A 24,608-nucleotide genomic window follows, 5' to 3' on the forward strand; every position below is an offset into this window, starting at 1 on the left:
AGGGGGACACCGGGGTCTGGCAGCGGCGAGACGAAGCCGTGCCGTAGCTCGCGAAGGGGGCCCGGCGGACGTTGGTGGAGTCGCCTGAGCGGCGTCCGAACAGGGATGAGGGAACTGACTCAGTGAAGCCGAAGCCGTGGTCGGCTGACATGGCCTGGCTTACCGTGTCCGCGGTCCGCGATTCACTTCATGCCGACACGTGTTGAAGTGGCAATGAGACGACCAGGTACGCCAGCGCCGCGAGGACCAGGGCCGTCAGCAGGGTCGGCGTCCGTTCTCCTCGACGTGCCATCAGCAGCGGTGCGAGGACGAAGACGGCCAGGCAGGCCCATGCCTGCGGGGCGTAGTGCAGGACGAAGGCATACATGATGCTCTCCATCCCGAAGACGCCTCCCAGCGCGGCGAGGCCGATGACACGGTGACGTACGGTACGTCCGTTCCGCCACCACAGCCCGGCCACGCCGAACAACGGGCCGCTGACGACCGCCATCGCGAGCCAGATCAGCGGATAGGTGAGGCTGCCCATGCCGTCACGGCCGAACTCCGCGTACCCGTAGTACCCAACGACCAGACCGATCGAGGCACACAGGCCGGCGGTGGCAGCCGACCGCGCCGACGCCCAGTCGGCAAGCAGGGCGCCGACGACGAACGCCGGGACACACCAGACAGCACCGGAGTTGGCGACCTGGTTCCAGGCGCCAGGAAGCCAGCCCTGGGCCAGATTGGTGACAACACCGAGTCCCAGGCCCGCCAGGAGCGCGGCTGCCCACGAACCGCTGAGCTTTGCTACCGGGCCGAAGCGGCTGCCCATCAGGAAGATCCCCCTGTCTCCCCTCAGGGGATACCGACAAATCGCAACTATACCGACAAGCAGGTATACCAGTTCGGTGCCGCGCGGCCGTGATCTCCTCTTGGAGGGCGAAGGCGGCGATGGCCACCTGGTACGAAACCGTGCGGACGGACTGGCTCCCCCTTTGCCCGACCCCCTGTTGGACTCTCACGCCCGGGTCCCGGCGGTCCCCTCGGGCCGGGTTGGGGGTGTGAACCCCGTGACCCCCTGGAGGAACAGGGGTGAAGCCTTCAGGAGGGGCGTGACCCGCCCGTCGGTCGCACCCTCTCTGTTCGCGCTGGTCAAGGGAGTCGCGGCCGGGTGTGACCCCCTGTGACCCGAGCGTCGGGCCTGTACGGCCACGTGAATGGACCCCGGAAGCTGACGGGGTGGGCGGCGTCAGGACCGGGATCCCCCCGACGCCGCCCTGTTCGTCGCCGACCACTGGACCCGATCAACGTACTGACAGGGCAACGCCGCTAGGTGTTCGATAAACCTGGGAAGCGTCATCTATTGAAAGCTGGAAACGGATATGCCGGAATCCGGACCGAGAGAGTCCAGTGAATCCCGCAAGGAAGAGTTATGCGAGTCCGCTGACCAGGCAGACGGAAACGACAGTGCGCCGGAGGTTTCCACGGATCCTGACCCCGCCGGGTCCGTACCTCCTCTCCAGAATGAGCGAACAGGCCTCTCCGAAACAGGCGAGGCCTCCGAGAAACCTCACCCCGGTGACACCCCTTCTGGAAAAAGGAAGCGCGTCTCCTGGTCCCTTTTCCTGGGCCAGAACGTGGGTGAGCGTGCAGGAGTCATCGCCGCGATCACCGGCGTGCTGGCGCTCGTGGTGAGCCTGCTGGCGTGGCTGCTCCCCCAGAGCGGCGACAGGAGCAGCGCTGTGCCGGAGCAGTACCTCGGCACCTGGAGGGGGCAGGTCACAATGACCTTCCCCGACCCCACCAGGGAGGGAAAAGGGGCGGGAACTGACGAGATAACGATAAAGCAGGGCAGTGTCGGCGACACCGTCGCGGACCAGCGTGCCGTCGACTGGGGTCAGGAGGCCGGCTGCTCACGTAGCTGGCAGCTCGCCGAGGTCAACGGCGACCACCTCGTTTTGAAGGCCGGAACCACCGGCGCCCCGGCCAACGCGCCATCGGGGCAGACCTGCCTGGCGGATCTGACAATGAGTGTCCGGCTGACCGGTCAGGAAAGAATGGAGATCCAGGCGAACTACACCATCCTCGGAACAGTCACGGGGGCGTTCAGCGGTTCTCTGGTACGGCAGAGCCGAACGTAGCCGGGTAGCGTTTGGCCACGGCGGAACACGACGGCTCTCGGCACCCCGGTACGGACCTTCGCCCTCGCCGTGGTGCTGACCGACGCGTCAGGCGCTCCCCGGCGCGGGGAACGGTCCCAAGGCCGTCAGGTGGGGCGGGCAGATCCTCACGTGCCCCCGCACACGCGGTCGGGGTCTTGCGTGCCCTAACCGCGTGACAACGCCGGGGAACTCGCACGGACGTTGGAGGACGCTAAATCCCTGGTCGGAGGGCGGTTCTCTCAAAGTCCAGAGTATTTGTGATTCCCTGATAAGGGAGAGGCCCCAGGTTCAAATCCTGGTAGCCCCATCGATAAACGCCTCGGAGCGGGCAGATTCCGGGGCGTTTCGCTATGACGGGCTCATTCGAATGGTCTCCTCGTCTTTTGAGACCCCGTGCGTGATCCTGAGCCTCTTGAGCAGCGAGGCGGCCGTGTGCCGCTGAACATGCGATCGGGCCGGTCTCGTGGTCGTGGTTCTCGTGGTGGTGATCACGCGGCGGACGCGGTCACGGAGCGCTTTCCGCGACCCGCTTGATGTACTGGTTCCGCATGTGGATCAACCTGGGCATGTAATGGCGGAGTACCAGCAGTTCGGCGGCTCTTCCGAGGGGGCCGAGAGGCGCGGCGAACTCGACGATGTCGCTCATCACCGTGCCGCCGTGGTCGTCACCGTGAAAACGGTGGGCGTGGTACCAGCGCTCGAAGGGGCCTGACACCTGCTCGTCGACGAAGTATGCGGGGCGGTCGTAGGCGCTGATCGTGGACGTCATCCTCCAGTGGAGGCCGAAGTGCCGCGCCCGCCATGTGACGGTGTCGCCCAGCCGCATGCCACCGGCGGTCACACCGTCGACCGCCTCCTCCGCGGATCCCGCCATTGAGGCGGAGTGGACGTCCACGTCCAGCGATATGTCGAAGACCCGTTCCGGCGGCGCCATGACATGTGTGACGACCTCGAAGTTCACCGTCGGCCTCGTCCCGTGCGCTCGTGCGCGGCTTACCCGGAGATCCCCGTCACCGCGACTGCTCCCGCTTCAGCTTCCGGCGTTCCCAGCTGTTGGGATGACGGATGACCACACCTCCCGCGCCACCGGTGCCGCTCATGCGGATCAGCGGTGCGCCCGGGAGCCGGGGAGAGGTGACTTTGTCCTTCAGGCCACCGAGGCCCGGATTCACCTCGACGGTCTCCACGGCCCAGCCGTCGGGAACGATGACCGTGACACCGCCCGCCTGGCCGTGCACCTCCAGCTCGACCTCGGGCAGATCACAACCGGCCTGGGTGAAGTCGAGTTTGACCCCACCCATGCCGCCGGACGCGACCACCTTCGCGGGCACCTGCCAGTGGCCGGCTCGGGTGACGCCACCGAGACCCCCCTGGAGGACCAGCGGCTTTCTCGGGGCCGATGGAACGTCAGGGGGAAGGTCCGCCGTCAGAGGCGCGAGGTCGGCGTATGTCCTGGCGGTCAGCGCCCGTTCCAGCCGCCCGTCCAGCTCGGCGAGGTCGAGGCGCCCATCGGCCGCCGCCTTGCTCAGCCTTTCCACCACCGCCTCGCGTTCGGTGTGGGAGACGCGCCATTCGCCGGAGTGGACGGGGTGTGAGGGCTCACCGGTCATATGGTCGATGATACGAAAAGGGAGGAGAAGCCGGACCCCTCGTTCCGGTGCTCACCGTTCATCACGGGGAGGACGCGGCATGCGGCGCCCGTGTTCGGCCGCTTCCGTGGTCAGGAAGGAGAGGTCAGGCGGACTTCAGGACGTCTGCTGCCTCCTCGGCGACGAGCTCGGGCGCGTCTCTTGCCGTTCACCGCCAAAGGCCTCGGTCGGCGGTCTGCCGCACCCGTCTCCCCGGCCTTTTCGGTATCGGGGAACGGTAGGTCATCGCCGCCCGACCCAGAGCACCAAACGCTGGTAGGCGGACCCCAGTGCGCGAACGAGGATCCATGCGATCTTGGCGTCCGCTCCGACGAACACCTGTGCCTGCCGGCGCCTCACGCCGAGCAGGATGATCGCGGCCGCCCTGGAGGCGTCCATCCGTGCGACCTTCGTGTCGAACCTCTTTGTGACGGCGGCGGAGTCTTCGCCTTTCGCGAACCGCCCGTTCCGCATGATCGGTGTACGGACGCCGCCCGGATAGACACACGTCACCGAAACAGGGTGCCCGTCGAGTCGCATCTCCTGTCGCAGTGACTCGCTGAATCCACGCACCGCGAACTTCGACGCGCTGTAGGCGGTGTAGCACGGCGCCGAGAAGAATCCGAACGCACTGGAAACGGTCACGACGTGCCCGCCTCCCGAAGAGATCAGAAGAGGCAGAAACGTTTTGGCCGTGTTGACCACGCCCAGCAAATTGACGTTCAGCACGTGATCGAAGTCACTGAATTCGGAGTTGATCAGCCTTCCGGTGTGGATGACACCTGCCACGCAGAAGACCATGTCGACACGGCCGAATTCCTCGTGGACGGCGGCCGAATGGCGGAGAACCGCCTGCCGGTCGGTCACGTCGACCGTGTCCGTGAGCACCCGCGCGCCGAACCGCTGACAGCGTCGCGCGGTTTCGGCCACCGCCTCGGCGTTCTGGTCGGACAGCGCCAGCCTCGTGCCCCGCCGAGCCAGGTTCACGGCCAGCGCGCGACCGATTCCCGAGCCCGCCCCCGTGATCACAGCCACCCGATGGGCGTAGTAATCCACTGTTTTCCTTCCGGTGCTTCCTGCTCATCGCCGCGCGCTACGCCGTGATTCGCCGGACGGTGATGAGGCGACCGGCGAAACCGGGCCCATCCGGGTGATCTTTGATCGTACGGTCAAGGCATATCTGTGCAGCCGGTGAGAGAGGAGACGAAACCCTGCCAGGAATGATCTTTCCTCGGATTACTCTAGCTCTTTGATCACCAGGGCTCGACGGGCGAACCGGCCGTGACCGGGAAGCCGTCAGGGATGCGGTTCGAACCGGATTTCCTGCGGCCTGCCGAGGCTTTCCATTTATGTGAAGAAGCTTCCGGAGGACGAATTGATCACCGAGATCACGACGTCCGCTCTGGGAGCTTCGAGCATCGTCGGCATGTCACGTTCGACGCCGAACCACATGGCCGGGCCGTTCCGTCGGTTCCGGTAGGGGACGCGGCCGGTGTTCACCGATTCGGCCGTGGAAACGAGGAAAACAGGGAGGAAGATGACGGCCTGAGCCACAGCCGTACCGCGCACCGCCCGATCCGGGCGCCGGTTCCTTCGCCTTTCTCGCACCCGGAACCCCACGCGCCCGAAACCCCACGTGGCCGAGCGTACGGCCGGCAGGCCCGGAATCGAGTGTGGTCCCCACCTCGGGCACGTCGCCTCCGGCGAGGCCGGGCACGGTCCGGCGGCTCCGTGCCGGAACTCGTGGTGTCGTGTTGCCGGAGGCGGCCGGCGCGTGGACATGTGGAGCCCGTACGCGCCAGGAAGCCACGCGACAGCGGGGAGGCGGGATGCCTCAGCCGGCGGCCTTCTTGATGAGGGCGGCGATCCGGACTTCGGTCTCGGGGGTCAGGTCGGTCAGGGCGAAGGCGGTGGGCCACATGGTGCCGTCGTCGAGGGTCGCGGGGTCGTTGAAGCCGAGCGTGGCGTACCTCGCCTTGAACTTCTGCGCGGGCTGGAAGAAACAGACGATCTTGCCGTCCCTGGCGTACGCCGGCATGCCGTACCAGAGCTTCGAGGAGAGGGCGGGGGCGTTGCTCTTGACGATGTCGTGGAGCCGCTCGGCGATGGCGCGGTCCGTTCCCTCCATCTCGGCGATCTTCGCGAGCACCTCGACCTCCGGGTCCACCTTGGGGGCTCGGGAGCCACGCTTGGAGGAGGCCTTCAGCTCCTTGGCGCGCTCCTTCATCGCGTCCCGCTCCTCGGCCGTGAACCCGTCGTACTTCTCGGCGGCTTCGGTGTTGGTGGCGGACGACTGGGTGCCCTTCATGGCAGATTTCCTCTCAGAAGGTGCTCGATCTGAACAATCTCATCCTAGGAACCCGAAGCCATGACGGCTTCTCCAAAACTGACCGGTTGCCGCGAGGCTCAGCCTGCGGCGCGGTGCGCCAGGCGGCGGGGGGCGGTCGCGAGCCAGATCGTGGCGAGTGAGGCGTAGGTGGTCAGCAGGGCGACGGTGGTCGTCGCCAGGAGCAGTGACACGACGACGGCGAGGGCGAGCAGGGTCGCCCAGCCGTACAGGAGGAGCCGGGCGGGGCGGGAGCCGGTGTGGGCCGCCTCCTGGACGGGGGTGACCAGGGCCATGACCGCGGCACCCGCCGTACCCACCACTTCGAGGCCGGCCAGCACGCCCGACGTCAGCAGCGCCGCGCCCACGACCGGGAGCACGCAGCAGAGCGCCGCCACCCGGACCTGGGTGCCTTCGAGCAGCAGCCGGGTCGTACGGCCTCGGTACAGGCGCAGCGTCGCCCAGGCCTCGGCGACCCACGCCGCCCAGTGCAGGACCGCGATGAGCACGAAGACGGCGATGAGCGGCGGCGCCAGGGGCAGCAGCAGCGCCAGACGCAGGCCGCCGCGAAACCTGCCGCGCAGCCGGGTCAGCAGCCGGTAGAGGGGATTGCGGCGTTTGAGCGCCAGGACGAGCAGGTCCCTGGCGTGGTCGAAGCTCGGGTTGAGCCGCAGTGTCTCGCGGAAGGCGTCCGCGGCCACCCCGGGGTCGCCGAAGGCCAGGTGCGCGCGGCCGTAGGCCAGGTGCGCCGCGGCGCTCTCCGGATCGAGGCGTACGGCCAGCGCCGCGGCGGGCACGGCCTCGGCCGCGTCACCGAGCATGACCAGGGCGACCGCCAGCAGGCTCGCCAGGTCGGGGTCCTCGGGATCGAGACCCAACCCCTGACGTGCCGCCTTCGCCGCCTTGCTCCACCGGCCGCTCCGTATGTGCACCCGGGCCAGCAACTCCCAGGTGGGGGCGTACTCGGGGTTCAGCTCCAGCGAGGCGGTGACGGCGGGGAGCGCCCGGTCGGCCCGGCCTGAGCGGTGGTGGACCTGTCCGGCGGCGTAGTGCGTGAACCAGGAGTCGGGCGCGAGCCGTACGGCCTCGCCGGCTTCGGCGGCGGCCTCGGCCACCTCGCCCTGTTCGGCCAGGGCTATGGCGAGCAGGGCGTGCGCGGTCGGATGCTGCGGGTCCTCGGCGACGGCGCCGCGCAGTTCCCTGGCGGCCTCGACCGGACGGTTCAGGCCGAGCAGGCCACGCGCGCGTTCGAGCGCGACCTGGACGGGCGTCATATGCGCTTGATCCACGGCATCAGCTCGTCCCAGCCGCCGGACTCGTTGGCGTGCAGCACGTAGTTGCGGGCGGTGGTCAGCCACTCGCGTACGGCGGTCGGCCTGACCTGGCCGACGGCGGTGACCAGGTCGGCCGTGACCAGGGGGATCATGCGGCCCGCGCTGATCGACTGCTGGAGCTTGGCCTCGACGGCGCGGTCGACCACCCCCTTGAGGTCGGCGCCGGTGAAGCTGTCGGTGATCCGGGCCACCGCGTCGAAGTCCATCTCGGCCAGCGGCTTGTCCCGGCACATGATGCGCAGGATGGCGGCGCGCGCGGCCGGGTCGGGCGGCGGTACGAACACGAGCTGGTCGAATCGGCCGGGCCTGCGGAAGGCCACGTCCACGTACCAGGGAGCGTTCGTGGCCGCCAGTACCAGGACCCCCTCGTTGGCGCCGTCGTCCACACCGTCGAGTTCGGCCAGGAACTGGTTGACGATCTGACGGTTGTGCGCCTGGCGCATGTCGGACCGGCGGGCGGCGAGCGCGTCGACCTCGTCGAAGAACAGCACGCAGGGCCGGTTGCGGCGGGCCATCTCGAACACCGCGCGCAGGTTGCGTTCGCTGGAGCCGATGTACATGTCCAGGATGTCGGCCAGACCGACGCTGACGAACGCCGCGCCGAGCTCACCGGCCGCGGCCCTGGCCAGGTGTGTCTTGCCCGCGCCCGGCGGGCCGTAGAGCAGCACTCCGCCGCCCGCCCGCTTGCCGAACGCGGCGAACAGCTCCGGCTGCTGCACGGGCAGCAGGAGCTTGAGGCGCAGTGTCTCCTTGACCGCCTCCATGCCCGCCACGTCGGCGAAGGTGAACCGGGAGCGTTCGACCTCCGAGTCGGCCTCCCGAGGCGGGCTCGGCGGCGCCGTCACGGGCTGCGGCGGCGCCGCGAGCCGGGCGGCCAGGTCGGGGGCGGCGACCGAGGGGTCGCGGGAGACCGCCTCGTGGTAGCGGCGGGCCGCACCGGCCGTCTCGCCCTCACCGAGCAGTGCCCTGGCCGCGATCACGCCCATCCGTGGCGGGTAACCGGCCCGCGCCAGGTGCGGCTCCAGGATCGACAGCGCCGCGCCGTACGCGCTCTGCCGGGTGAACGCCTCCGCCAGGCCGGTTGTGATGTCCGGGTCCTGGGGTGCCAGCATGAGCGCCGCGCGGTACTCCGCCTCGGCCTCGGCGAGGTATCCCTTGGTGAGAAGCTGGTCGGCCAGGTGCCGCCGCAGCGGGAGGTTGTCCGGGGAGAAACGGGCGGCCTCGCGGAGAGCCTGGAGACCGGCATCGTCGAGCACAGGAGACACATCCCTTCTGTCCTGGTTCCGGCGTCAACCTACCAGGGGGCGCGGAGGCGTGATCTTGCGAATCTCGGGACGGCTTCCGGTTGTTCCACGTGAACCATCACCCGATACCAGGTGGAAGGCCCGGTTGTGTGTCCGTGAACCTGATCGCTCCGCCGTCCGACTGTGCAGGGTGACAGGAGGACGCGATGACCGACGAACTACTCGTGGTGCGGGCCCAGCTGGGTGAGCGGGCGGCGCTCGCGGAACTGGTCGACCGCTGGCGGGTGCCGGTGTGGACCTATGTGCGGCGCATGCTGGACGCCGAGCGGGCCGACGACGTGGCCCAGGAGGTCTGGCTGGCCGTGGTCCGTGGCCTGCCCCGGCTGCGGGAACCCGACAGGTTCGCGCCCTGGCTGTTCACCATCGCACGCCGGTCGGTGACAGACCGGCTGCGCGGCCGGTACGCCAGGGAGCACGAGGCGCTCGCGGCGGACAGGGCGATCGTCGAGGACCCGGTCGAGGCTCTGGTCGACCGCGCCGAACTGGTGGGTCTCCTGGCGGAGCTGCCGGTGCCGGAGCGGGAGATCCTCGTCCTCTTCTACCTGGAGGACCTGTCGATCGAGGACTGCGCACGGATCTGCCAGGTCCCCGTCGGCACGGTCAAGTCCCGGCTGAACCGGGCCCGTCGGCTGTCGCGTGAGCATCTGGAGAGGAAGGGGTACCGGGCATGACCGAGGAGGAGCCGCGCATGTCGGCGCGGGAGACGATCGAGGGGCTGGAGTCGGCCCTGTCCAAGGGCCGGCGGATGCGGGCCGTGACGGCGCTGCTGGCGGGGTCGGTCGGCACGGCCTTCGTCGGCGCGCTGTGGCTGGGCGAGCCCGGACCGCTGCCGGGCCGTACCCGGCTGGCCTTCGCCGTGTTCACGGTGTGCTGTGTGGCCTGGGCGGGATACGGCGGATGGCTGGTGACACGCCGGGTGCCGCTGTTCGCCGTAGACCGGGTGATCGCGGCCTGGATCGGACTGGCCGCCGCCGTCGCCACGACCGCTGTGCTGGTGGTCGCGGCCGTCCAACGTGGCGGAGGGGCCGGGGCCGCGCTGGCGGTCGGCGGGGTGTTCGTCGCGGTGGCGCTGGCGCTGGCCGTACGGGCTCACGCCCGCAGGGCCGCGTTGCTGCGGCGGGTCCGGGAGCTGACCGGCGAGGGCGGGGGGTGAGAGGACCGGCGAGACCCTGACCAGAGGCCCTGACCGGCCGCGCGGGAAGGGCCGAGCGTCCCGAGAGAGGTCAGGGGCGTCGGCCGAGGCGGGCGTAGGCCGAAGGGGGCATGCCGACCGCGGCGGTGAAGTCGCGGGTCAGGTGGGCCTGGTCGGTGTAGCCGAGTTCGGCGGCCAACGTGGCCAGGTCGAGGCCCTGATAGATCCGTTCGGCGGCCTCGTGCAGCCGGAAACGGCGGATCACCCACTTGGGGCCGACGCCGACGTGGTCGCGGAACAGCCGTTGCAGCGAGCGCGTCGACCGCCCCGACCTGGCGGCCAGCTCGTCGACCCTGGTCATCGAGGGGTCGTCCTCCGCCAGCGCGACCAGCGCCGCGGCCTCCTCGGCGAGCGGGTCCCGCTCAGGCTCCAGACCGAGCAGGAGCTCCTCGACGAGCGTGATCGCGGCCCGCGCGTCGGGCTCGGCCAGGACCCGCTCGACCAGGGTCGTGCCCGCCGCGCCGAACATCTCGCCGATCTCCGTGAAACGGTCGGTCAGCGTGGAGACCGGCGCGCCGAGGAACGTCCGGAAGCCACCGGGCACGAAGCGCGTGCCGAGCACCCGGCCGCTGCCACGCATCGTGTAGGAGAACCCGCCCCTGATCACGCCCACGACCCGGTGGAAGTCCTCGGTGATCACCATGTTCACGGTCGGGTGCGAGACGATGCGCTGCTCGTACGGCTCGGCCAGGCCGGTCCACGTGACGACCCAGAAGTGGTCCACGTGGGCCGCCAGGCCGGGGGCGGGCGCGTGGCGGGCGAAGGCGAAGGCGTCGAGACCCGCGTACGGGTCGACCCAGCCGCGCTGTCGCGTTTCTACAAGCCGCGTTCCCGACGAGCCGGGCAGGATGGCTGCCATGGACGACATGATGCCGCTGATGAGGCGTGCCACCGAACAGACCGCCGACCTGGTCCGCACTGTGGTCCGTACAGCGGGACAGGAGAGGCTGGGAGACCCCACGCCGTGTGCGGAGTTCGACGTCAGAGGCCTGATCAACCACCTTGAGTGGGTGGCCGAGATGTTCGAGTCGGTGGGCGAGGGCGGGCCGCGCGTCGAGCAGGGGCCGTACGCGGGTGACTTCCCCGAGCGGGCCGAGCGCACCCTGGCCGTCTGGTCGCGCCCTGAGGTGTGGGAGGGGGTCAGCCCCGCCATGGGCATGCCGATGACCACGCTGGCCCACATGTTCCTCGTCGACATGGTCGTGCACGGCTGGGACCTGTCCAGAGCGGTCGGCGAGCCGTACGAGCCGGACGCCGAGGCGGTCGAGCGGGCGCTGGACTTCACCGGGCAGATGGCGGAGATGGGCAGGAAGCGCGGCGCCTTCGGGCCGCCGGTCGCGGTGCCCGACGACGCCCCGCCGTTCGACCGGCTGCTCGGCCTCATCGGCAGGGACCCGGCCTGGAAGCCGTGAGGCGGCCCCGGGGCGACAGGGGTTGAGGCAGGTGACGGTCCTGGGGCAACGGGCCGTCGGCTGAGGAACCGCGCTTCGCCCGTACGGCGTGGCCGGTTGTTCCAGGGCGATCGGCAACCCTGGGACAACGGGGCCGCAGGCTGAGGAACGGCACTTCACCCGTGCGGCGTGGTTGACGGCCCTGGCTCTTGGAAGGGCTCAGGGGCGGCGGTGGTGGCCGCAGTGGATGCAGAAGTTGGCGGCCGAGGGAGAGGTACGGCCGCATTCGCACTCCCAGGGAGGGCCCGCGGGAACGGCGGCGGGTTCCTCCTCCGGTGCCTGTTCGTAGTGGGACAGGGCCACCTTGACCAGCTGGACGTCGTGGTGGCTCAGGTTGGGGCGGGCCCGGACCCGGCCCTCGTCGAGGTCGAGGATCTCCACGAAACGCTGGAGCTCGTCGAGGGCGCGCTGGTTGCCGCAGCGGGCGGCCAGGCGGACCGCGCGGGCCCACTCGCGCTCGGCCCCGGGCAGGTCGTTCCTGCCGTAGGCGGACAGGCCCGCGTCGACGGCCTGGCTCATGTTGTCCTGGGCCTGGTAGAGCGAGATCGTGTGGCTGGTGAACGCCGAGGCGTCCGGATCCTCGCTCCAGTGGACCATGACGTTGGCGGCGCCACGGCGCTCACCGCCGACCACCGCCTCGACGCGGGCCACGCGCAGGTCGGTGAAGTGCGGGGCGCCCTCGTGGGAGACCTCGAAGCGGAGCTGGTAGTCGCGGGACTCCTCACCCCAGGAGCCGCTGGCCAGCTCGAAGACGCGGTCCCCGAGCGCGGTGACGTGCCCGGTGAGGTCGGCCCGCTCGGGATAGACCTGCCTGAGGGAGACCAGCCTGCCGGGCGGGGTGGTGGTGAAGCGCAGCGCCATCTTCGGGGTCACCTTGCCGAGAGCCGCCTCGACCATCCTCCTGAACTCGGCCTCAAGCTCGGCGTCGTCGACCACGGCGTCGGCTGAGCCGCGCAGCACGGTGGCGATCCGCTGCAGGTCGTGGGCCACCCAGTCTTCGCCGATGCCCCGGGCGTCGCAGACGAACTCGCCCTCGCAGGCCGCCAGCGCCCGTTCGAACTCCTCGGGGGACTCGTTGTTCCGGCCGTCGGTCAGCAGGATCGCGTGTCTGAGCGCGTTCGGGTGGGGGGCGAGCAGCCGCCGGGCCTCGGTGAGCCAGGCGCCGATGTTGGTGCCGCCGTTGCAGGTCAGCCTGCGTACGGCCGCCCTGGCGTCGGCCCTGGTGCGCTCGCTCGCCGGGGTCGGCGGGTAGACGGTGCGGGCCTCGTGGTCGCCCGCGACGACGGCGAAGAGCACCCCGTCGGGCAGGACGTCGATCGCCGTCATGGTCGCGCTCACCGCGGCTGCGATCTTCAGACGGCGGCCTTCCGACCTGCGGTTCAGCCCGCCCATGGAGCCGGAGCAGTCGATGATGAGGACCTCGCACCGCTCGGCTCGCTCGGCGGGGCCGTCGAGCCGCTGCCCGGCGACCCTGAGGACGGCGTCGAGTTCGGTCCTCCCGATGGTCAGGACCGGGTCCTGGTCGATGTTCAGCTCGAATCTCAGGGTCACAGCAGGCTCCAGGGGCGTACGGAGTGCGCGAGGTCGACCAGCCTGCCCCGGTCCTGCCAGGTGGTGGCCTGCTCGGCGAGTCTCAGATATGACCGTTCCAGTTCCCGGCGCGCCTCGTCGTCCGGCGCGGAGCGGTCGCGCGCCTCCCGGACGGCCGCGGTGAGGCGGTCCCTGACCTTGCCGGTCGGCTCTCCCCCGTCGAGGACCAGCGAGGCCAGCAGCCGGGTCGCCCTTGTCAGGTCGTCGGCGCCGGGGAGGTTCCCGCCGGGCAACTCCTCCGACAGCACGCGTACGGCGGCGACCCGGGCGGCGTCGTGGTGCTGGGCGACCTTCGGCACCCCGTCGAGGACGCCGACCGCGGCCGACCGGTCTCCGGCCCGCACCCGCAGCCTGACCAGCCCGAACGCGGCGTTGGTCTGCGAGCGGTCACGCCGCCACACGACGTCGAAGCCCTCCTCGGCGGCACGGAGGTCGCCCAGGAGTTCCTGGCAGAACGCGCGGGCCAGCTTCGGCGCGGTCTCGCCGGGCAACGCGCCGTAGACACGGTCGAAGCACGACAGCGCCGTGCCGTACTCCTCGCGGGCCAGGGCGAGCAGGCCGTGGTGCCAGGTGACCCGCCAGCCGTCGCCGGACAGGCTGCTCTCTGCCTCGTCGAGTTCGTCGAGTTCGAGGTGGGCGCGGCAGCGGCGCAGCCCGACCTCGGGTGACCGGCGGACCTCGGAGAGCTGGTCGAGCAGGCCACGGGCGGTGGTGTTCCCGATGGACGCCAGCAGGCCCGCCGCCGGGTCGTCGGGGTCGGCCTTGGGGACGGGCAGGCCACGGGCGACGAGGGCGGCGGCCGGGGGGAGACCGAGCAGGGCGCCGCCCCGGTCACGGGTCCAGCGTTCGAGCGGGGAGGCGGCGCTCAGGCCGCCGTCGAGGAGTTCGGCGCTCGGCTCGAAGACCGTGGACGACTCGAAGGCCGCCGGGACGTGTTCCGGCTGGAAGGATCTGACCTCGCGCAGCACACCCCTGAGCTGTTCGAGCATCTCCGCTGCCGAGGCGAAGCGTCGCTCCCAGTCCTGGTGCGAGGCGCGCTGGATCAGCCTCCTGAGCGACTCGACGGCCAGCCCTGTGCGGGACGGGCCGCCGACGCCGAGGAGTTTGTCCAGCGTCCTGCCGACGGCGTAGATGTCCGAGCGCACGGTCAGGCCGCGTTCCCTGATCTCCTTGGCGCTCACCTGGAAGCCGTAGGTGCCCACGATCGGGCTGGACCTGTCGTCGTCGCGCCGGACCCCGCCGATGTCGATGACCTTCATCCGCTCGGGGGTGATGATCACGTTGTCGGGCTTCATGTCGCAGTACAGCAGGCCACGGCCGTGCAGGTAGTCCAGCGCCAGGAGGATCTCGTAGCCGTAGGCGAGGACGTGCTCAGGCTCGGGGCGCGCCTGCCGGTTGGCGAGGACCTCGCCGAGCGACTGGCCGTCGAGATACTCCATGACGATGTAGCCGCCGCGTTCCCCCCGGCTGTCGTCGTGGGTGACGAAGTTGTAGATGCGGACGATGTTGGGGTGGTCCAGCGAGATCAGGAAGCGTCGTTCCGAGACCTCAAGGCTCACCGCGGTCGGGTCGTCGGGCTGGATCAGGCCCTTCAGCGCGACGTAGTTGTCGTTGAGGTGGCGGTCACGGGCCAGGTAGACCCAGCCGAGGCCGCCGTGCGCGATGGGGCCGACGACCTCGTACTGGTCGGCGACGAGCTCGCCCGGCGCCAGGCGTGGTTCGAAGTCGAACGGCGTCTGGCAGGTCGGGCAGAACCCCTTCAGCACGGCGGGCTGCCCGGCGTAGGTGAAGTTGATGAAGTGCCCCTTGCGGCACCTCCGGCTGAACCGGACCCGGCCGGGGTCGGAGATCACCCGGGTCGAGGGGTCCTTCCCCGAGGGGACGGGCACGGAGACCAGCCCGTCGGCGGCCCTGAGCGTCCGGCTCCCGGAGACGGCGGGCAGGGAGACCGGGTCGGCGGGCCGGGAGACCGTACCGGCGGGGAGTCCGCATTCGACGCAGAAACCGTCCTCGTCGATCCGGCCGGAACAGAAGGCGCACGGAGTCATCGGTTCTCCTTCAGCGCGCGGATGTAATGGTCGACCGCCTCGCTCGCCGCGGCAAGGTCACACGGCAGGGTGAAAAGCAGGTGGTGGGCCCGCGTGTATCGTTCGGCCAGAATTCGGTCACGTTCCGAGCGCTCGACGCCCGACCCCAAATGGTAGGCCCTCAGAAGGCTTTTGAGGCTTTTGTACTCGTCGTTGATTCTATCGAGTTCCCTATGAGTCTCAGTGGATTTGCGGAGAAGTTCCCTTGTCTCACTCTCGCATTCCTCAAGATCGGGAAGTGTGGGATTTCTGCGCAGGCTCCTGACCCGCAGTTGCAGGGCGGGGCCGTCGTCCGGCCAGTCGGGGACGGGGGTGACCAGCCGGGCGACCCCGCGGTGCCGTGCCCGCGTCGCCCGCGCCGCCGCCCGTGCCTCGGTGACCCGTACGTCCAGGACCTCAAGCCGCCGGGCCACCGAGGGCTGGTCCAGAATCCTGCGCAGCCGGGCGGACTCCTGCCGCAGCCCGGTGATCACCTGATGGCCCGCCTCGGTGAGCGGCCTGATCACCTCCTGCGCGAGGGTCTCCGGGTCGTCCGCCGCGTCCACGGCGTCGAACACGAACATCTGCCGCTCCGAGTGCCGTTCGAGGGCGCGGTGCACCTGCCGGGACACCTCGGCGACGGTCATGCCGGAGACGTCCTCCTCGTGCTGCGCGGGCTCGGCCAGCGAGGTGGAGACCGGCGCGTCCCCGGTGACCACGACCATCGCGCCGCCGGAACGGCCGGGCCCGAAGAACTCCCTGATCTGGTCGGTGAAGGAGGGACTGTCGGCGACCATCCCGGCCAGGGCGGGAAGGTGGTGGACGATCGTCTCGACCGGGATCATCCACGCCAGCCCGGCGAGCCCGGGAAACTCGCTGACCACGACACCCAGTACGTCACCGGTCCGCCCGTCGACCACCGGCGCGCCGCTGAACCCACGGCGGATCTCCCGGTACGGCTCGGCGTCCATCTGGATCCACTCGCCACCGGGACCGGCCCGGCCGCCGAGCCGCGCCCGCACCCACAGGCCGTCGTCGAGGAGGGAGGGAAAACCACGTGTGTAGACCTCGCGGCCCCACAGACCGGGCCGCCGTAACACCGGCCGTCTTTCCAGGGGCGCGGGTGAGGCCAGGCCGAGCAGGGCGAGGTCACCGCGCTGGTCGTCGTCCGCCGGGACCCAGGAGACCACCTTCGCCGTGCCGGGACGCGCACCGGGCTGACCGACGAATTCCGCCACGACCTCCTCGGCGCGGTCGGGAATGACGTGCGCGCACGTCAGAACCGTTTTCTGATCGAGCAGCACCCCCGCTCCCAGGACCTCGCCACCGGCCTGTCGGATTCGTACCCACCAGGTTTCCTCTCCCGGCTCAACTCTCACCGTAAAAGACTACGTAACGGCCGGCATTACGGGGAAGATTTGACTATTGGGGTGGTTACCAGGGTTTCTGGAAGCGCCGAACGCTGGTAGGAAAGCCGAGTTTTGTGGCATTCTTGCCGAAGCCGAAGGTGACCAGCTGTATATACGGAGGTCGGTCACATCAGAGTCAGGCACACCCGGACCAGACTTCTGCTGTACATGATTCTCACCGCGACGACGCTGATCGGTGTCGGCGTCACCGGAACCCTCACCGACAACGCCCTGCAGAGGGCGGGCGGGGAACAGGCCGACATGGCCGCCAGGCTGAGCGACGACGCCCAGGTGATCTACCAGTCGCTCGCCAAGGCCGACACCTCGGCCACCGGGCACTTCCTGGCCGGGACCACGACCCAGGCGACCCTGCGAAAGCGCTACGACGACGCGATCGACCGGATCAGGCGGCGCCTGGCCGACGCGGGCGGCCTGACCGGGGGAGACGTCTCGCGGGCGACCAACGTCGCCGAGATCGCCCTGCAGCTTCCCGTCTACACCGGCCTGGTGGATAGGGCGGGCACGCTGATCGCCCCGGCGAAGGACGAGACGGCCGACCCGGACGAGGCGAGGAAGGCCGTGGGGCCCGCCCTGCTCGGGGCCGCCTACCTGCACGAGGCCAGCTCCTACCTGCGCACGGTGCTGCTGCCCGCCGCCGCGCGGCTCCAGCGTGACGAGACCGACAACCTGCGCGACGCCAAGAGCACCGCGCTGCGCACCTCGTCCGCCCACCTTCTGCTGCTCCTGGCGACGATCGCCGGGCTCGTCCTGACGCAGTGGTCGCTGGCGCGCCGTACGCGGCGGGTGCTCAACCTCGGGCTCCTCGGCGCCACGGTCCTGGTGGCCGTCGTGCTCGGCGCCACCGGCTGGTCGCTGCGCAACTGGCCGGAGACCGATCGGCGGCTCGGCGCCATCGAGACGCGCCTGATCGACCAGCGAAGACTCGTGGACGCAGAACGCGCGGCGCTGACCGCCTACGCCGACACCTACCTGCTGCTCGGCGGCACCAGCCCGTTCAACTGGGAACAGTCGCTGCGCAACTTCCGGCGGAACGCGCGCTGCGCGGAACGGGAGACCACCTGGTGCCAGACCTACACCATCTCGATCCACCAGGAGCTGATCGCGGGGAACAACGACGGGGCGGTCGCCGCCGCGCTGCCCGGCGGACGGTTCGCGGCGGCCTTCGAGGTGGTCGACCGGGACAACACCACGAAGCTCGAAGACGGGGCCAGGCAGATCCAGGCGCTGGCCGTACAGGTGCCCTCGGCGCCGTCACGGCTCGGACTCCTGACCGTCGCGCTGTGCTGCTGCGCCGTCCTGTCCGCCGGCCTCGGCTTCTGGCCCAGGATCAGGGAGTACCTGTGAGAAGAGCCGCCGTGACCCTGGCCGCCCTGGTGCTCGCGGCCTCCGGCTGCGCCACGCCGTACCGGCCGCCGCCGATCACCGAGCCGACGCCCGCGGGCGCGATGTTCTCCGTGCCGCAGGAACCCGCGAAAAAGAGGGACGAACCGGACTGCGACCCCCGCTACAGCCTGCCTCCGTCCCCGGTACGGCCCCGCCTGGACCGGCTGAAGGTGGGCGTGTCCCAGTCGACCCCCGGGATGTCGTTCCGCAACCCGAGGACGGGGGAGTTCGAAGGCTTCGAGATCGAGCTGGTGATGGAGGTCGCCAAGGCCCTGTTCGGGTCACAGGCCAGGCAGCGGGTCGACTTCGTCACGGTGCCCTTCTCCGAGGGGGTCAGGCGGCTCAACGACGGGACCATCGACCTCTTCGCCCAGTCGATGACCACGACCTGCAGGCGGGCCACGGAGATCGCCTATTCGAGCGACTATCTCGACACCGGCCAGACCATGCTGGTCCGCAGGGGGTCCCCCTACCAACGGGTGGAGGACCTGCGCGGGAAACGGGTGTGCTCCGGGGCCTCGACCGTCTCGATCGACCACGTCAGGCAGCTGGAGGTCGGGCTGGTCCCGGTCGTCGCCGCAGTGACCAGCGACTGCCTGCTGATGCTTGAGCAGGGACAGGCCGAGGCCGTCTCCTCCGACGAGAACATCCTGATCGGCCTCAGGGAGATGAGCGGTGACACCCGGATGCTGCCCGGTACGACCCCGCCGCCCGGAGGCGGCAGGTGCGTCTGGAACGTCAACCCCGTCTGCAGCTGGTTCTCCGACGAACCCCACGGCTTCGCCTTCCGCAAGAGGGACGTCCAGCTGCTGAGGTTCACCAACCACGTCCTGGACGAGCTGCGCGCCGACGGCCGGTGGAAGCGGATCCACGACACCTGGCTGTCCGGCCACCCGGACAAGGGACCACCTCCGGCCCATTACCTGAAGAACGCGACCGCATGGCCGTACTAGGGGAGATTCTGTGTCCGAGTTGATCAGGTTCGAGACCACCGGTGGCCACATCGTGGTGGAGACGGCCGACGAGGAGGGGGTACGGCGGGTCTCAAGGAAGGGGCTGACGGACGTGGCCCGCCGCTTCGGGGAGGTGCTGGCCGAGGTCGAGGTCGCCGCGGCGGACGCCCTTGAGTCCTTCAGGTCGGGCAGGCTCAGGCCGGACCAGATCGAGATCGAGTTCGGCGTCAAGCTCAACGCCGAGGCCGGGGCGCTGATCGCCAAGACCTCGACCGAGGGTCAGCTCACCGTCAAGCTCACCTGGTCGTCGGGTCCCCCTCCGGGGGACGCAGGATGAGGTGCGGCGCGCCGGATCCGGGGACCGAGGTGACGTGCGCGTCCACGCCGAAGACCTCCCTGATGAGCCGCGGGGTGAGCACCTCGTACGGCGGGCCGTCCGCGACCACGCGTCCCTCGGCCAGGACGTAGACGTGGTCGCAGTAGGCGGCGGCCAGGTTGAGGTCGTGCAGGGCCGCCACGACGGTGGTCTTGGCGGAGGTGACCAGGTCGAGCAGGTCGAACTGGTGGCGCACGTCGAGGTGGTTGGTCGGCTCGTCGAGCACCAGGACGGGCGTCTGCTGGGCCAGGGCACGGGCCAGGAGCACCCGTTGCCGCTCACCCCCCGACAGCGTGGCGTAGCGGCGGCCCGCGAGGTGGGCGACCCCGGTGTGGGTGAGGGCGTCGGCGACGGCGGCGACGTCCCGGTCGGTGTCGGCGGCGAAGGGCCGTTTGTGGGGGGTCCGGCCCATCGCGGCCATCTCCCAGACCGTGACGTCGAAGTCCGAACGGGTCTCCTGGGGCAGCGCGGCGACCAGCTGGGCGGCCCGGCGCGGGGTGAGCGCCCACAGGTCCTCGTCCCCGACGGTGATGCTCCCCCCGGCCAGGGGAAGGTGCCGGTAGACGGCCCGCAGCAGGGTGCTCTTGCCGCTGCCGTTCGGCCCGACGATCCCGACGCGCCCGCCGGAGGGCGCGGTGAGGCTGACGCCGGTGACGACCGGGGTCGTGCCGATGGTGACGCGCACGTCGCGCAGGTGCAGGCTCGTCATCGTGGTCTCACAGTCCTGTGGTCTCGCGGGCCCGGGTGTGCACGAGCCAGAGGAACAGCGGGGCGCCGATGACGCTGGTGACGACCCCGACCGGCAGCTCCTGCGGGTGCAGGGCCGTACGGGCGGCGATGTCCACCAGCACCAGGAAGGCCGCTCCGGCGAGGGCCGCGACGGGCAGCAGCCTGCGGTGGTCGCTGCCGACGAGCAGCCGGGCGGCGTGCGGGACGATCAGGCCGATGAAGCCGACACCCCCGGCCAGCGCGACCATGACCCCGGTGAGCAGGGCGACGAGCAGGAACAGGTGCCGGCGCAGCCGGGCGGCGGGGACGCCGAGACCGGCGGCGGTCTCGTCGCCGAGCAGCAGCGCGTTGAGCGGCCTGGCCTGGGCGAGCAGGGCGGCCATCGTCGCGGCCAGGACGACGGCGGGCAGCCCGAGCGAGGCCCAGTTCGCCTCGGCCAGGCTGCCGAACAGCCAGAACAGCACCGAATGGGTGGTGCCCGGGTCGTCGGCCCGCAACACGAGGAAGCTGGTCACTCCGGACAGCGCGTAGGTGACGGCCATCCCGGACAGGACGAGCCGTAGCGGAGCGAGGGCACCGCCGGTACGGGCCAGGGCGTAGACGACGGCGAAGGCGCCCAGCGCCCCGAGGAAGGCGGCCACCCCGGCCGAGGCCCCGCCGAGCGGCGCGACCCCGGTGACGGTGACCGCGACCGCTCCGACGGCCGCGCCGTAGGTGAGGCCGAGCACGTACGGGTCGGCCAGCGGGTTGCGCACCAACGCCTGTGTCGCGGCGCCGGACACGGCCAGGCCCGCGCCGACCAGCGCGGCCAGCAACGCCCTCGGCAGGCGCAGGTTCCACACCACGGTGTCCTGGCTGACGCTCCACGTGGGCTCGCCCTGGCCGGTCAGGTGCCGCATGAGGACGCGGGCCACCGTGTCGGCGGGTACGGCGACGCTGCCGAGCATGACGGAGGCGGCCAGCCCCACGACGAGCAGCCCGCCCAGCACGGCGCAGGCCCCCAGGACGACACGGCGCCGCGGAGGGCGGGGCAGGACAGCGGACCGCTTACCGGGGAGCCCGCCGAGACGATCACCGGGGTGTTCGGCGGAACCCCTGCCCGGACGCTCGCCGAGACGATCGTTGGGGCGTTCGCCGGGAGGTCCGGCGGGTCGCGGGGGGCCGCTCATCGGGACCGGCGCAGTTGCCCGGCGAGTTCGACCACGGCGTCGGCGTTGCGCACCCCGCCGACCGAGGCCGTCTCGTAGACCAGCCGGGCGAAACGCCTCTCGGTCACCGCCCGCACGCCACGCAGCGCCGGGCTGGTGGTCAGGAAGCGTTCGGCCTCGGCGAAGCGGGCCTCGTTCGCGGCGGGGCTTCCCCGGTCGTAGACGATGACCAGGATGACCCGTGGATCCCGGGCCACCACCTCCTCCCAGCCGACCTTGGTGTAGGCCTCGTCCCGGTCACCGAAGACGTTGTGGCCCCCGGCGGTCTCGATGACCGCGTTGACCGCCTGTCTGTTGCCCGGCGCGTACGGCGTCGCGGTCCCCTCGTCGTACTCGAACGGGAACACGCTCAGCCGTTCCGCGTCCCTCACCTCCGCCTCGACCGGGGCGATCTTCCGCCGCATCTCCGCGATGACCCGTTCGGCCCGTTCGGGCACCCGGAAGATCCGGCCGAGGTTCGCGAGGTCCCGCCACACCAGGTCGAAGCCGGTCAGCGGGGCGGTCACCGCCGTCTTGCACGCGGTGGACAGGGCCAGGTAGGACGGGATGCCGTCGGCCGCCAGCTCCGCGCGGGACATGGCGCCGGGGGCGTCGAAGTTGCTGGCGAACCCGCCGAGGACCAGGTCGGGTTCCGCGGCGAGCACCTCCTCCCTCGGCACCGGGCGGTAACCGCCGCCCGCGGTGTACTTGCCGGACAGCGACCGCAGGGCGGCGACCTGCGCGGAGAAGCGTTCCGGCAGGCTGCCGGGGCGGGGCTGCTGCCCGATGGCCGTGACCCGGTCGCCGAGACCGAGCCAGAGCATCAGTTCCAGCACGCTCGGGGTGAGCACGACCACCCGTTCCGGCGGGGCCCCGACGTTCGTCGCGGGGCCACCGCAGCCGGTGACGGTTGTCGGGGTCGAGGACACGGCCACCCCACCCCCGGGGGCCGCCGCGCAGCCGGTGGCCAGGAGAACGGCGACCAGGGACCAGCGTGTCAGCACACGCATCATGAGCCTTTCCCGGACGGTTGGAGGGCCGCGGCCCCGGCGGTCGCGACGACGGCGGCCAGTACGGCGAAGCCCGCGGCGGCGGCGAACACCACGGCCGACGGGGTGCCCGCGAGCGCGCCCGCGACGAGGTTGCCCAGCGCCGACCCGGTGAAGGTGGCCGTGATCCCCCAGGCGAAGGCCTCGGTCAGCGTCCCCTCCGGGGCGCACCGGCCGATGAGCTCGAAGTTGCAGATGACCATGGGGGCCAGCAGGAGCCCGGCGGGCACGCAGAGCGCGACCAGCGTGGGGACGTTCGGCGCGAGGGTGAGCAGCCCGACGCCGCAGCCGTACCCGGCGAGGATCACCCGCATCCGCACGGCGGCGTCGGCGCGCCACGACCGCGAGCCGTACAGCAGGCCACCGATGAGGCTGCCCACGCCGAACGCGGCCAGCGCCAGGCCGCCGGAGGCCGGACCGTCGGAGCGTTCACCGGCGAACTCGACGAACCCGAGTCTGAGCACCCCCAGCAGGGCTCCGGTGAGCACCGAGACCGTGAGCAGCACGACGACGCCCGGCGAGCGCAGCGGCCCGGCCAGGCTCGCCCCCCTGCGGGCCGGGGTCCAGGAACGTGAGGGCGGCAGCGTGCTGAACCACACCGTGCCGCCGAGCAGTACGGCCGCGCAGCCGCCGACGGCCCAGGCGGGCCCGAAGGCCGCGCTGACCACGGTGACCAGCAGCGGCCCGGCGACCAGCGCGACGTCGAGCACCATGGCGTCAACCGCGAGCGCGGTGCGCCGTACCGCGTCGTCGTCGATCACGTGCGACCACAGCGCCCGCGCCGCGGCGGCCACCGGCGGCAGCGAGAGGCCGACCGCCGCCGCCCACCCGGCCAGGGCCCCGGTGGCCGGGCCCAGGTGCGCCGTCACCAGCAGGCCGGTGAAGGCGACTGCGTTGACGCAGGCCGCGGCGGTCAGCGGCCTGGTCTGCCCGAAGCGGTCCACGAGCCTGCCGTGCACCGGGACCCCGGCGGCGTAGGCGACGTCGAGCACCGCCGTCACCACGCCCGCCGCCGGGTAGGAGCCGGTCCGCTCGGCCGCCAGCAGCAGCACCGCGAAGACGTAGGCCTGCAACGGCACCCGGGCGCACACGCCGACCAGCAGCAGTGACGGCACCCACCGCTGCCGCCACAGCCGCACGTACGCCGTGGCCGGAGCGCTCACCCGGCGGCCGGGTGGCGCTTGACGAGCCGGTTGGGGTCGGTGAGCCCGGCGCGGGCGATGCCCTCGGGCATCCCGGTCTCGCCGAGGACGGGGTTCCCGGCGCCGAACATGTACAGCACCCCCTCGGAGAAGCCGTCGACGCCGAGTGCCTCGTCGAGCTCCTCGTCCCGGAAGGCGGCGCTCTGCCAGGCGCCGAGTCCGACGGCGGTTGAGGTCAGCACGAAGGTCTGACCCAGGTGCCCGGCCGACAGCAGCGTCACCCGCAGCGCCCGCGAGTGCCGGTACTTGTACATCGTCCGTTCGAAGACCACGGTGACGAAGCAGACGAACGCCGACGGCGTGCACATCTCCGACTCGTAGGTCACCCGGTGCAGCCGTGCCCGGTCGAAGTCGGGGTCGACGAGTTCGAGCGCGTGCGCCTCGGCGTTGTAGTGGTACAGCCCCGGCGGCACGTCCTGGACGTCGAGAACCGCGACGTAGCCCTCAAGCTCGTGCCTGGCACCCCCGCACGGACTGGTCCGCAGGATCAGCGTGCCCAGGTCACCGGCGTCGTAGAGCTGCATCGGCGCGAAGGTGTAGAACAGCGCCGTGGACAGCTGCGCCAGGCTCACCGGCTCCCCGGTGAACACGCGGTGTGTCCGCCGCCGGGTCAGCACCTGCCCGTACGGCTCCGCCAGCGGCAGGAACGCCCTGGGCAGGTAGACCCGTGGCGCGTCCGGATAGGACTTGAAGACGGCCGGTGGGGGACCGCCGGTGCGCCGTACCCAACCGGCGTCGGCGCGGCGTTGTTCCAGGCTGTCGCCGGTGTAGATCGTGTTCCGGGTGCCGAAGTGGAAGAAGCGGGCCTCCTCCCCCCAGTCACGCCAGGCGTCGAGGAAGCGTTCCTCGCGCTCCTCGGCCCCCCTCTCGACCAGCAGCCCGGCCTCGGCCAGGGCCAGGACCGCCTCGCGCACCGAGTCCTGGTCGAACTCGCCCAGGTCGGAGGCGACCTTCTCGACGGTCGTCCAGTCGGTGAAGTGTTCGAGCAGTTCGACCGCCTGGGCGTTCACGGCGACCGCGTTTTCGGCCTCCTCGTCGGTCGAGCGGCTCTCCAGGTAGTTCTCGGCCGTCAGCTCGCCGTCGTGCCAGTAGATCATCAACGTTCGCGCCCGCCGGAACTCGGTCTGCGTCACGCACGCTCCCTCTCGCTCACCTGCTGCTTCTCCTGCCTCCGACCGGCCGCCATCTCCGACCGGCCGCCATCTCTGACCGGCCGCCGCCTCCGGCCGATCACGGTTCCCGGCCGACCGGTCGCCGTCTCTGACCG

At 70.8% G+C, this 24,608-nt stretch carries 23 protein-coding genes; 7 read left to right on the forward strand and 16 right to left on the reverse strand.

Annotated features, from left to right (window positions below; all coding sequences use genetic code 11):
- Positions 1–187 precede the first annotated feature (187 nt).
- Positions 188–811 (reverse strand): DUF6518 family protein, encoded by a 624-nt coding sequence (locus ACFOYY_RS20695; protein WP_386190901.1) that lies wholly within the window; start codon positions 809–811, stop codon positions 188–190.
- Positions 812–1,616: 805 nt separating this feature from the next.
- Between ACFOYY_RS20695 and ACFOYY_RS20700 the strand changes: the two genes are divergently transcribed.
- The gene (locus ACFOYY_RS20700; protein WP_386190904.1) at positions 1,617–2,120 is read left to right on the forward strand and encodes a hypothetical protein; all 504 of its coding nucleotides are present in this window, start codon (positions 1,617–1,619) and stop codon (positions 2,118–2,120) included.
- Positions 2,121–2,646: 526 nt separating this feature from the next.
- On the opposite strand, the gene ACFOYY_RS20705 is transcribed toward ACFOYY_RS20700, so the two are convergent.
- The 6 genes from ACFOYY_RS20705 to ACFOYY_RS20730 form a co-directional block, all read right to left on the reverse strand.
- On the reverse strand, positions 2,647–3,102 hold the full coding sequence (locus tag ACFOYY_RS20705; protein WP_386190907.1) for an SRPBCC family protein: 456 nt from the start codon (positions 3,100–3,102) through the stop codon (positions 2,647–2,649).
- A 49-nt stretch (positions 3,103–3,151) separates the two neighbouring features.
- Positions 3,152–3,751 carry a DUF1707 SHOCT-like domain-containing protein gene (locus ACFOYY_RS20710; protein ID WP_352013617.1) on the reverse strand — a complete coding sequence of 200 codons (600 nt, stop codon included), beginning with the start codon at positions 3,749–3,751 and terminating at the stop codon, positions 3,152–3,154.
- Positions 3,752–4,012: 261 nt separating this feature from the next.
- Positions 4,013–4,825: an SDR family NAD(P)-dependent oxidoreductase gene (locus ACFOYY_RS20715; RefSeq protein WP_386190909.1), complete on the reverse strand. Its 813-nt coding sequence runs from the start codon at positions 4,823–4,825 to the stop codon at positions 4,013–4,015.
- Between the two features lie 778 nt (positions 4,826–5,603).
- The gene (locus tag ACFOYY_RS20720; protein WP_386190912.1) at positions 5,604–6,077 is read right to left on the reverse strand and encodes an iron chaperone; all 474 of its coding nucleotides are present in this window, start codon (positions 6,075–6,077) and stop codon (positions 5,604–5,606) included.
- 98 nt (positions 6,078–6,175) lie between these two features.
- Complete coding sequence (locus tag ACFOYY_RS20725; RefSeq protein ID WP_386190914.1) at positions 6,176–7,369, reverse strand: tetratricopeptide repeat protein; 1,194 nt, start codon at positions 7,367–7,369, stop codon at positions 6,176–6,178.
- On the reverse strand, positions 7,366–8,685 hold the full coding sequence (locus ACFOYY_RS20730) for an AAA family ATPase (RefSeq protein WP_386190917.1): 1,320 nt from the start codon (positions 8,683–8,685) through the stop codon (positions 7,366–7,368). Before ACFOYY_RS20730 ends, ACFOYY_RS20725 begins: the two co-directional genes overlap by 4 nt.
- Before the next feature lie 194 nt (positions 8,686–8,879).
- On the opposite strand from ACFOYY_RS20730, the gene ACFOYY_RS20735 reads away from it, so the two are divergent.
- Together ACFOYY_RS20735 and ACFOYY_RS20740 are read left to right on the forward strand one after the other, a co-directional pair.
- Complete coding sequence (locus ACFOYY_RS20735) at positions 8,880–9,404, forward strand: RNA polymerase sigma factor (RefSeq protein WP_352013611.1); 525 nt, start codon at positions 8,880–8,882, stop codon at positions 9,402–9,404.
- Complete coding sequence (locus ACFOYY_RS20740) at positions 9,401–9,886, forward strand: hypothetical protein (protein ID WP_386190921.1); 486 nt, start codon at positions 9,401–9,403, stop codon at positions 9,884–9,886. Before ACFOYY_RS20735 ends, ACFOYY_RS20740 begins: the two co-directional genes overlap by 4 nt.
- 70 nt (positions 9,887–9,956) lie before the next feature.
- Here the strand turns inward: ACFOYY_RS20740 and ACFOYY_RS20745 are convergent, their stop codons facing one another.
- Complete coding sequence (locus tag ACFOYY_RS20745; protein WP_352013609.1) at positions 9,957–10,784, reverse strand: helix-turn-helix domain-containing protein; 828 nt, start codon at positions 10,782–10,784, stop codon at positions 9,957–9,959.
- On the opposite strand from ACFOYY_RS20745, the gene ACFOYY_RS20750 reads away from it, so the two are divergent.
- On the forward strand, positions 10,783–11,337 hold the full coding sequence (locus ACFOYY_RS20750; protein ID WP_362917151.1) for a TIGR03086 family metal-binding protein: 555 nt from the start codon (positions 10,783–10,785) through the stop codon (positions 11,335–11,337). The two genes, ACFOYY_RS20745 and ACFOYY_RS20750, sit on opposite strands and share 2 nt — an antisense overlap.
- A 198-nt stretch (positions 11,338–11,535) precedes the next feature.
- On the opposite strand, the gene ACFOYY_RS20755 is transcribed toward ACFOYY_RS20750, so the two are convergent.
- From ACFOYY_RS20755 to ACFOYY_RS20765, 3 genes are read right to left on the reverse strand one after another with little or no spacing between them, the layout of a single operon-like run.
- Positions 11,536–12,927 (reverse strand): vWA domain-containing protein, encoded by a 1,392-nt coding sequence (locus tag ACFOYY_RS20755; RefSeq protein ID WP_352013607.1) that lies wholly within the window; start codon positions 12,925–12,927, stop codon positions 11,536–11,538.
- Complete coding sequence (locus tag ACFOYY_RS20760) at positions 12,924–15,014, reverse strand: serine/threonine-protein kinase (protein ID WP_386190927.1); 2,091 nt, start codon at positions 15,012–15,014, stop codon at positions 12,924–12,926. Before ACFOYY_RS20760 ends, ACFOYY_RS20755 begins: the two co-directional genes overlap by 4 nt.
- Complete coding sequence (locus tag ACFOYY_RS20765; protein WP_352013605.1) at positions 15,011–16,411, reverse strand: S1 family peptidase; 1,401 nt, start codon at positions 16,409–16,411, stop codon at positions 15,011–15,013. The genes ACFOYY_RS20760 and ACFOYY_RS20765 overlap by 4 nt, the downstream gene beginning before the upstream one ends.
- 198 nt (positions 16,412–16,609) lie before the next feature.
- Here ACFOYY_RS20765 and ACFOYY_RS20770 point away from each other — a divergent pair, with 198 nt between their 5' ends.
- Genes ACFOYY_RS20770 through ACFOYY_RS20780 form a run of 3 tightly spaced genes read left to right on the forward strand, consistent with a single transcriptional unit; the run spans position 16,610 to position 19,135 of the window.
- Positions 16,610–17,806, forward strand: coding sequence for a hypothetical protein (locus tag ACFOYY_RS20770; protein WP_386190931.1), 1,197 nt, complete (start codon positions 16,610–16,612; stop codon positions 17,804–17,806).
- A complete protein-coding gene (locus ACFOYY_RS20775; RefSeq protein ID WP_386190934.1) occupies positions 17,803–18,798 on the forward strand; it encodes a transporter substrate-binding domain-containing protein in 996 nt (331 codons plus the stop codon). Before ACFOYY_RS20770 ends, ACFOYY_RS20775 begins: the two co-directional genes overlap by 4 nt.
- Before the next feature lie 10 nt (positions 18,799–18,808).
- A complete protein-coding gene (locus ACFOYY_RS20780) occupies positions 18,809–19,135 on the forward strand; it encodes a CU044_2847 family protein (protein ID WP_352013602.1) in 327 nt (108 codons plus the stop codon).
- On the opposite strand, the gene ACFOYY_RS20785 is transcribed toward ACFOYY_RS20780, so the two are convergent.
- From ACFOYY_RS20785 to ACFOYY_RS20805, 5 genes are read right to left on the reverse strand one after another with little or no spacing between them, the layout of a single operon-like run.
- On the reverse strand, positions 19,095–19,883 hold the full coding sequence (locus tag ACFOYY_RS20785; RefSeq protein ID WP_386190938.1) for an ABC transporter ATP-binding protein: 789 nt from the start codon (positions 19,881–19,883) through the stop codon (positions 19,095–19,097). The genes ACFOYY_RS20780 and ACFOYY_RS20785 overlap by 41 nt on opposite strands.
- 7 nt (positions 19,884–19,890) lie before the next feature.
- On the reverse strand, positions 19,891–21,072 hold the full coding sequence (locus tag ACFOYY_RS20790; protein ID WP_362785215.1) for a FecCD family ABC transporter permease: 1,182 nt from the start codon (positions 21,070–21,072) through the stop codon (positions 19,891–19,893).
- Positions 21,069–22,103 (reverse strand): ABC transporter substrate-binding protein, encoded by a 1,035-nt coding sequence (locus tag ACFOYY_RS20795; protein ID WP_386190943.1) that lies wholly within the window; start codon positions 22,101–22,103, stop codon positions 21,069–21,071. Before ACFOYY_RS20795 ends, ACFOYY_RS20790 begins: the two co-directional genes overlap by 4 nt.
- Positions 22,100–23,302 (reverse strand): MFS transporter, encoded by a 1,203-nt coding sequence (locus tag ACFOYY_RS20800; protein ID WP_386190946.1) that lies wholly within the window; start codon positions 23,300–23,302, stop codon positions 22,100–22,102. The genes ACFOYY_RS20795 and ACFOYY_RS20800 overlap by 4 nt, the downstream gene beginning before the upstream one ends.
- A complete protein-coding gene (locus ACFOYY_RS20805; RefSeq protein WP_386190949.1) occupies positions 23,299–24,474 on the reverse strand; it encodes a SagB/ThcOx family dehydrogenase in 1,176 nt (391 codons plus the stop codon). The genes ACFOYY_RS20800 and ACFOYY_RS20805 overlap by 4 nt, the downstream gene beginning before the upstream one ends.
- Between the last annotated feature and the right edge of the window lie 134 nt (positions 24,475–24,608).

The organism is Streptosporangium jomthongense, assembly GCF_042650425.1.
GTDB lineage: Bacteria > Actinomycetota > Actinomycetes > Streptosporangiales > Streptosporangiaceae > Streptosporangium.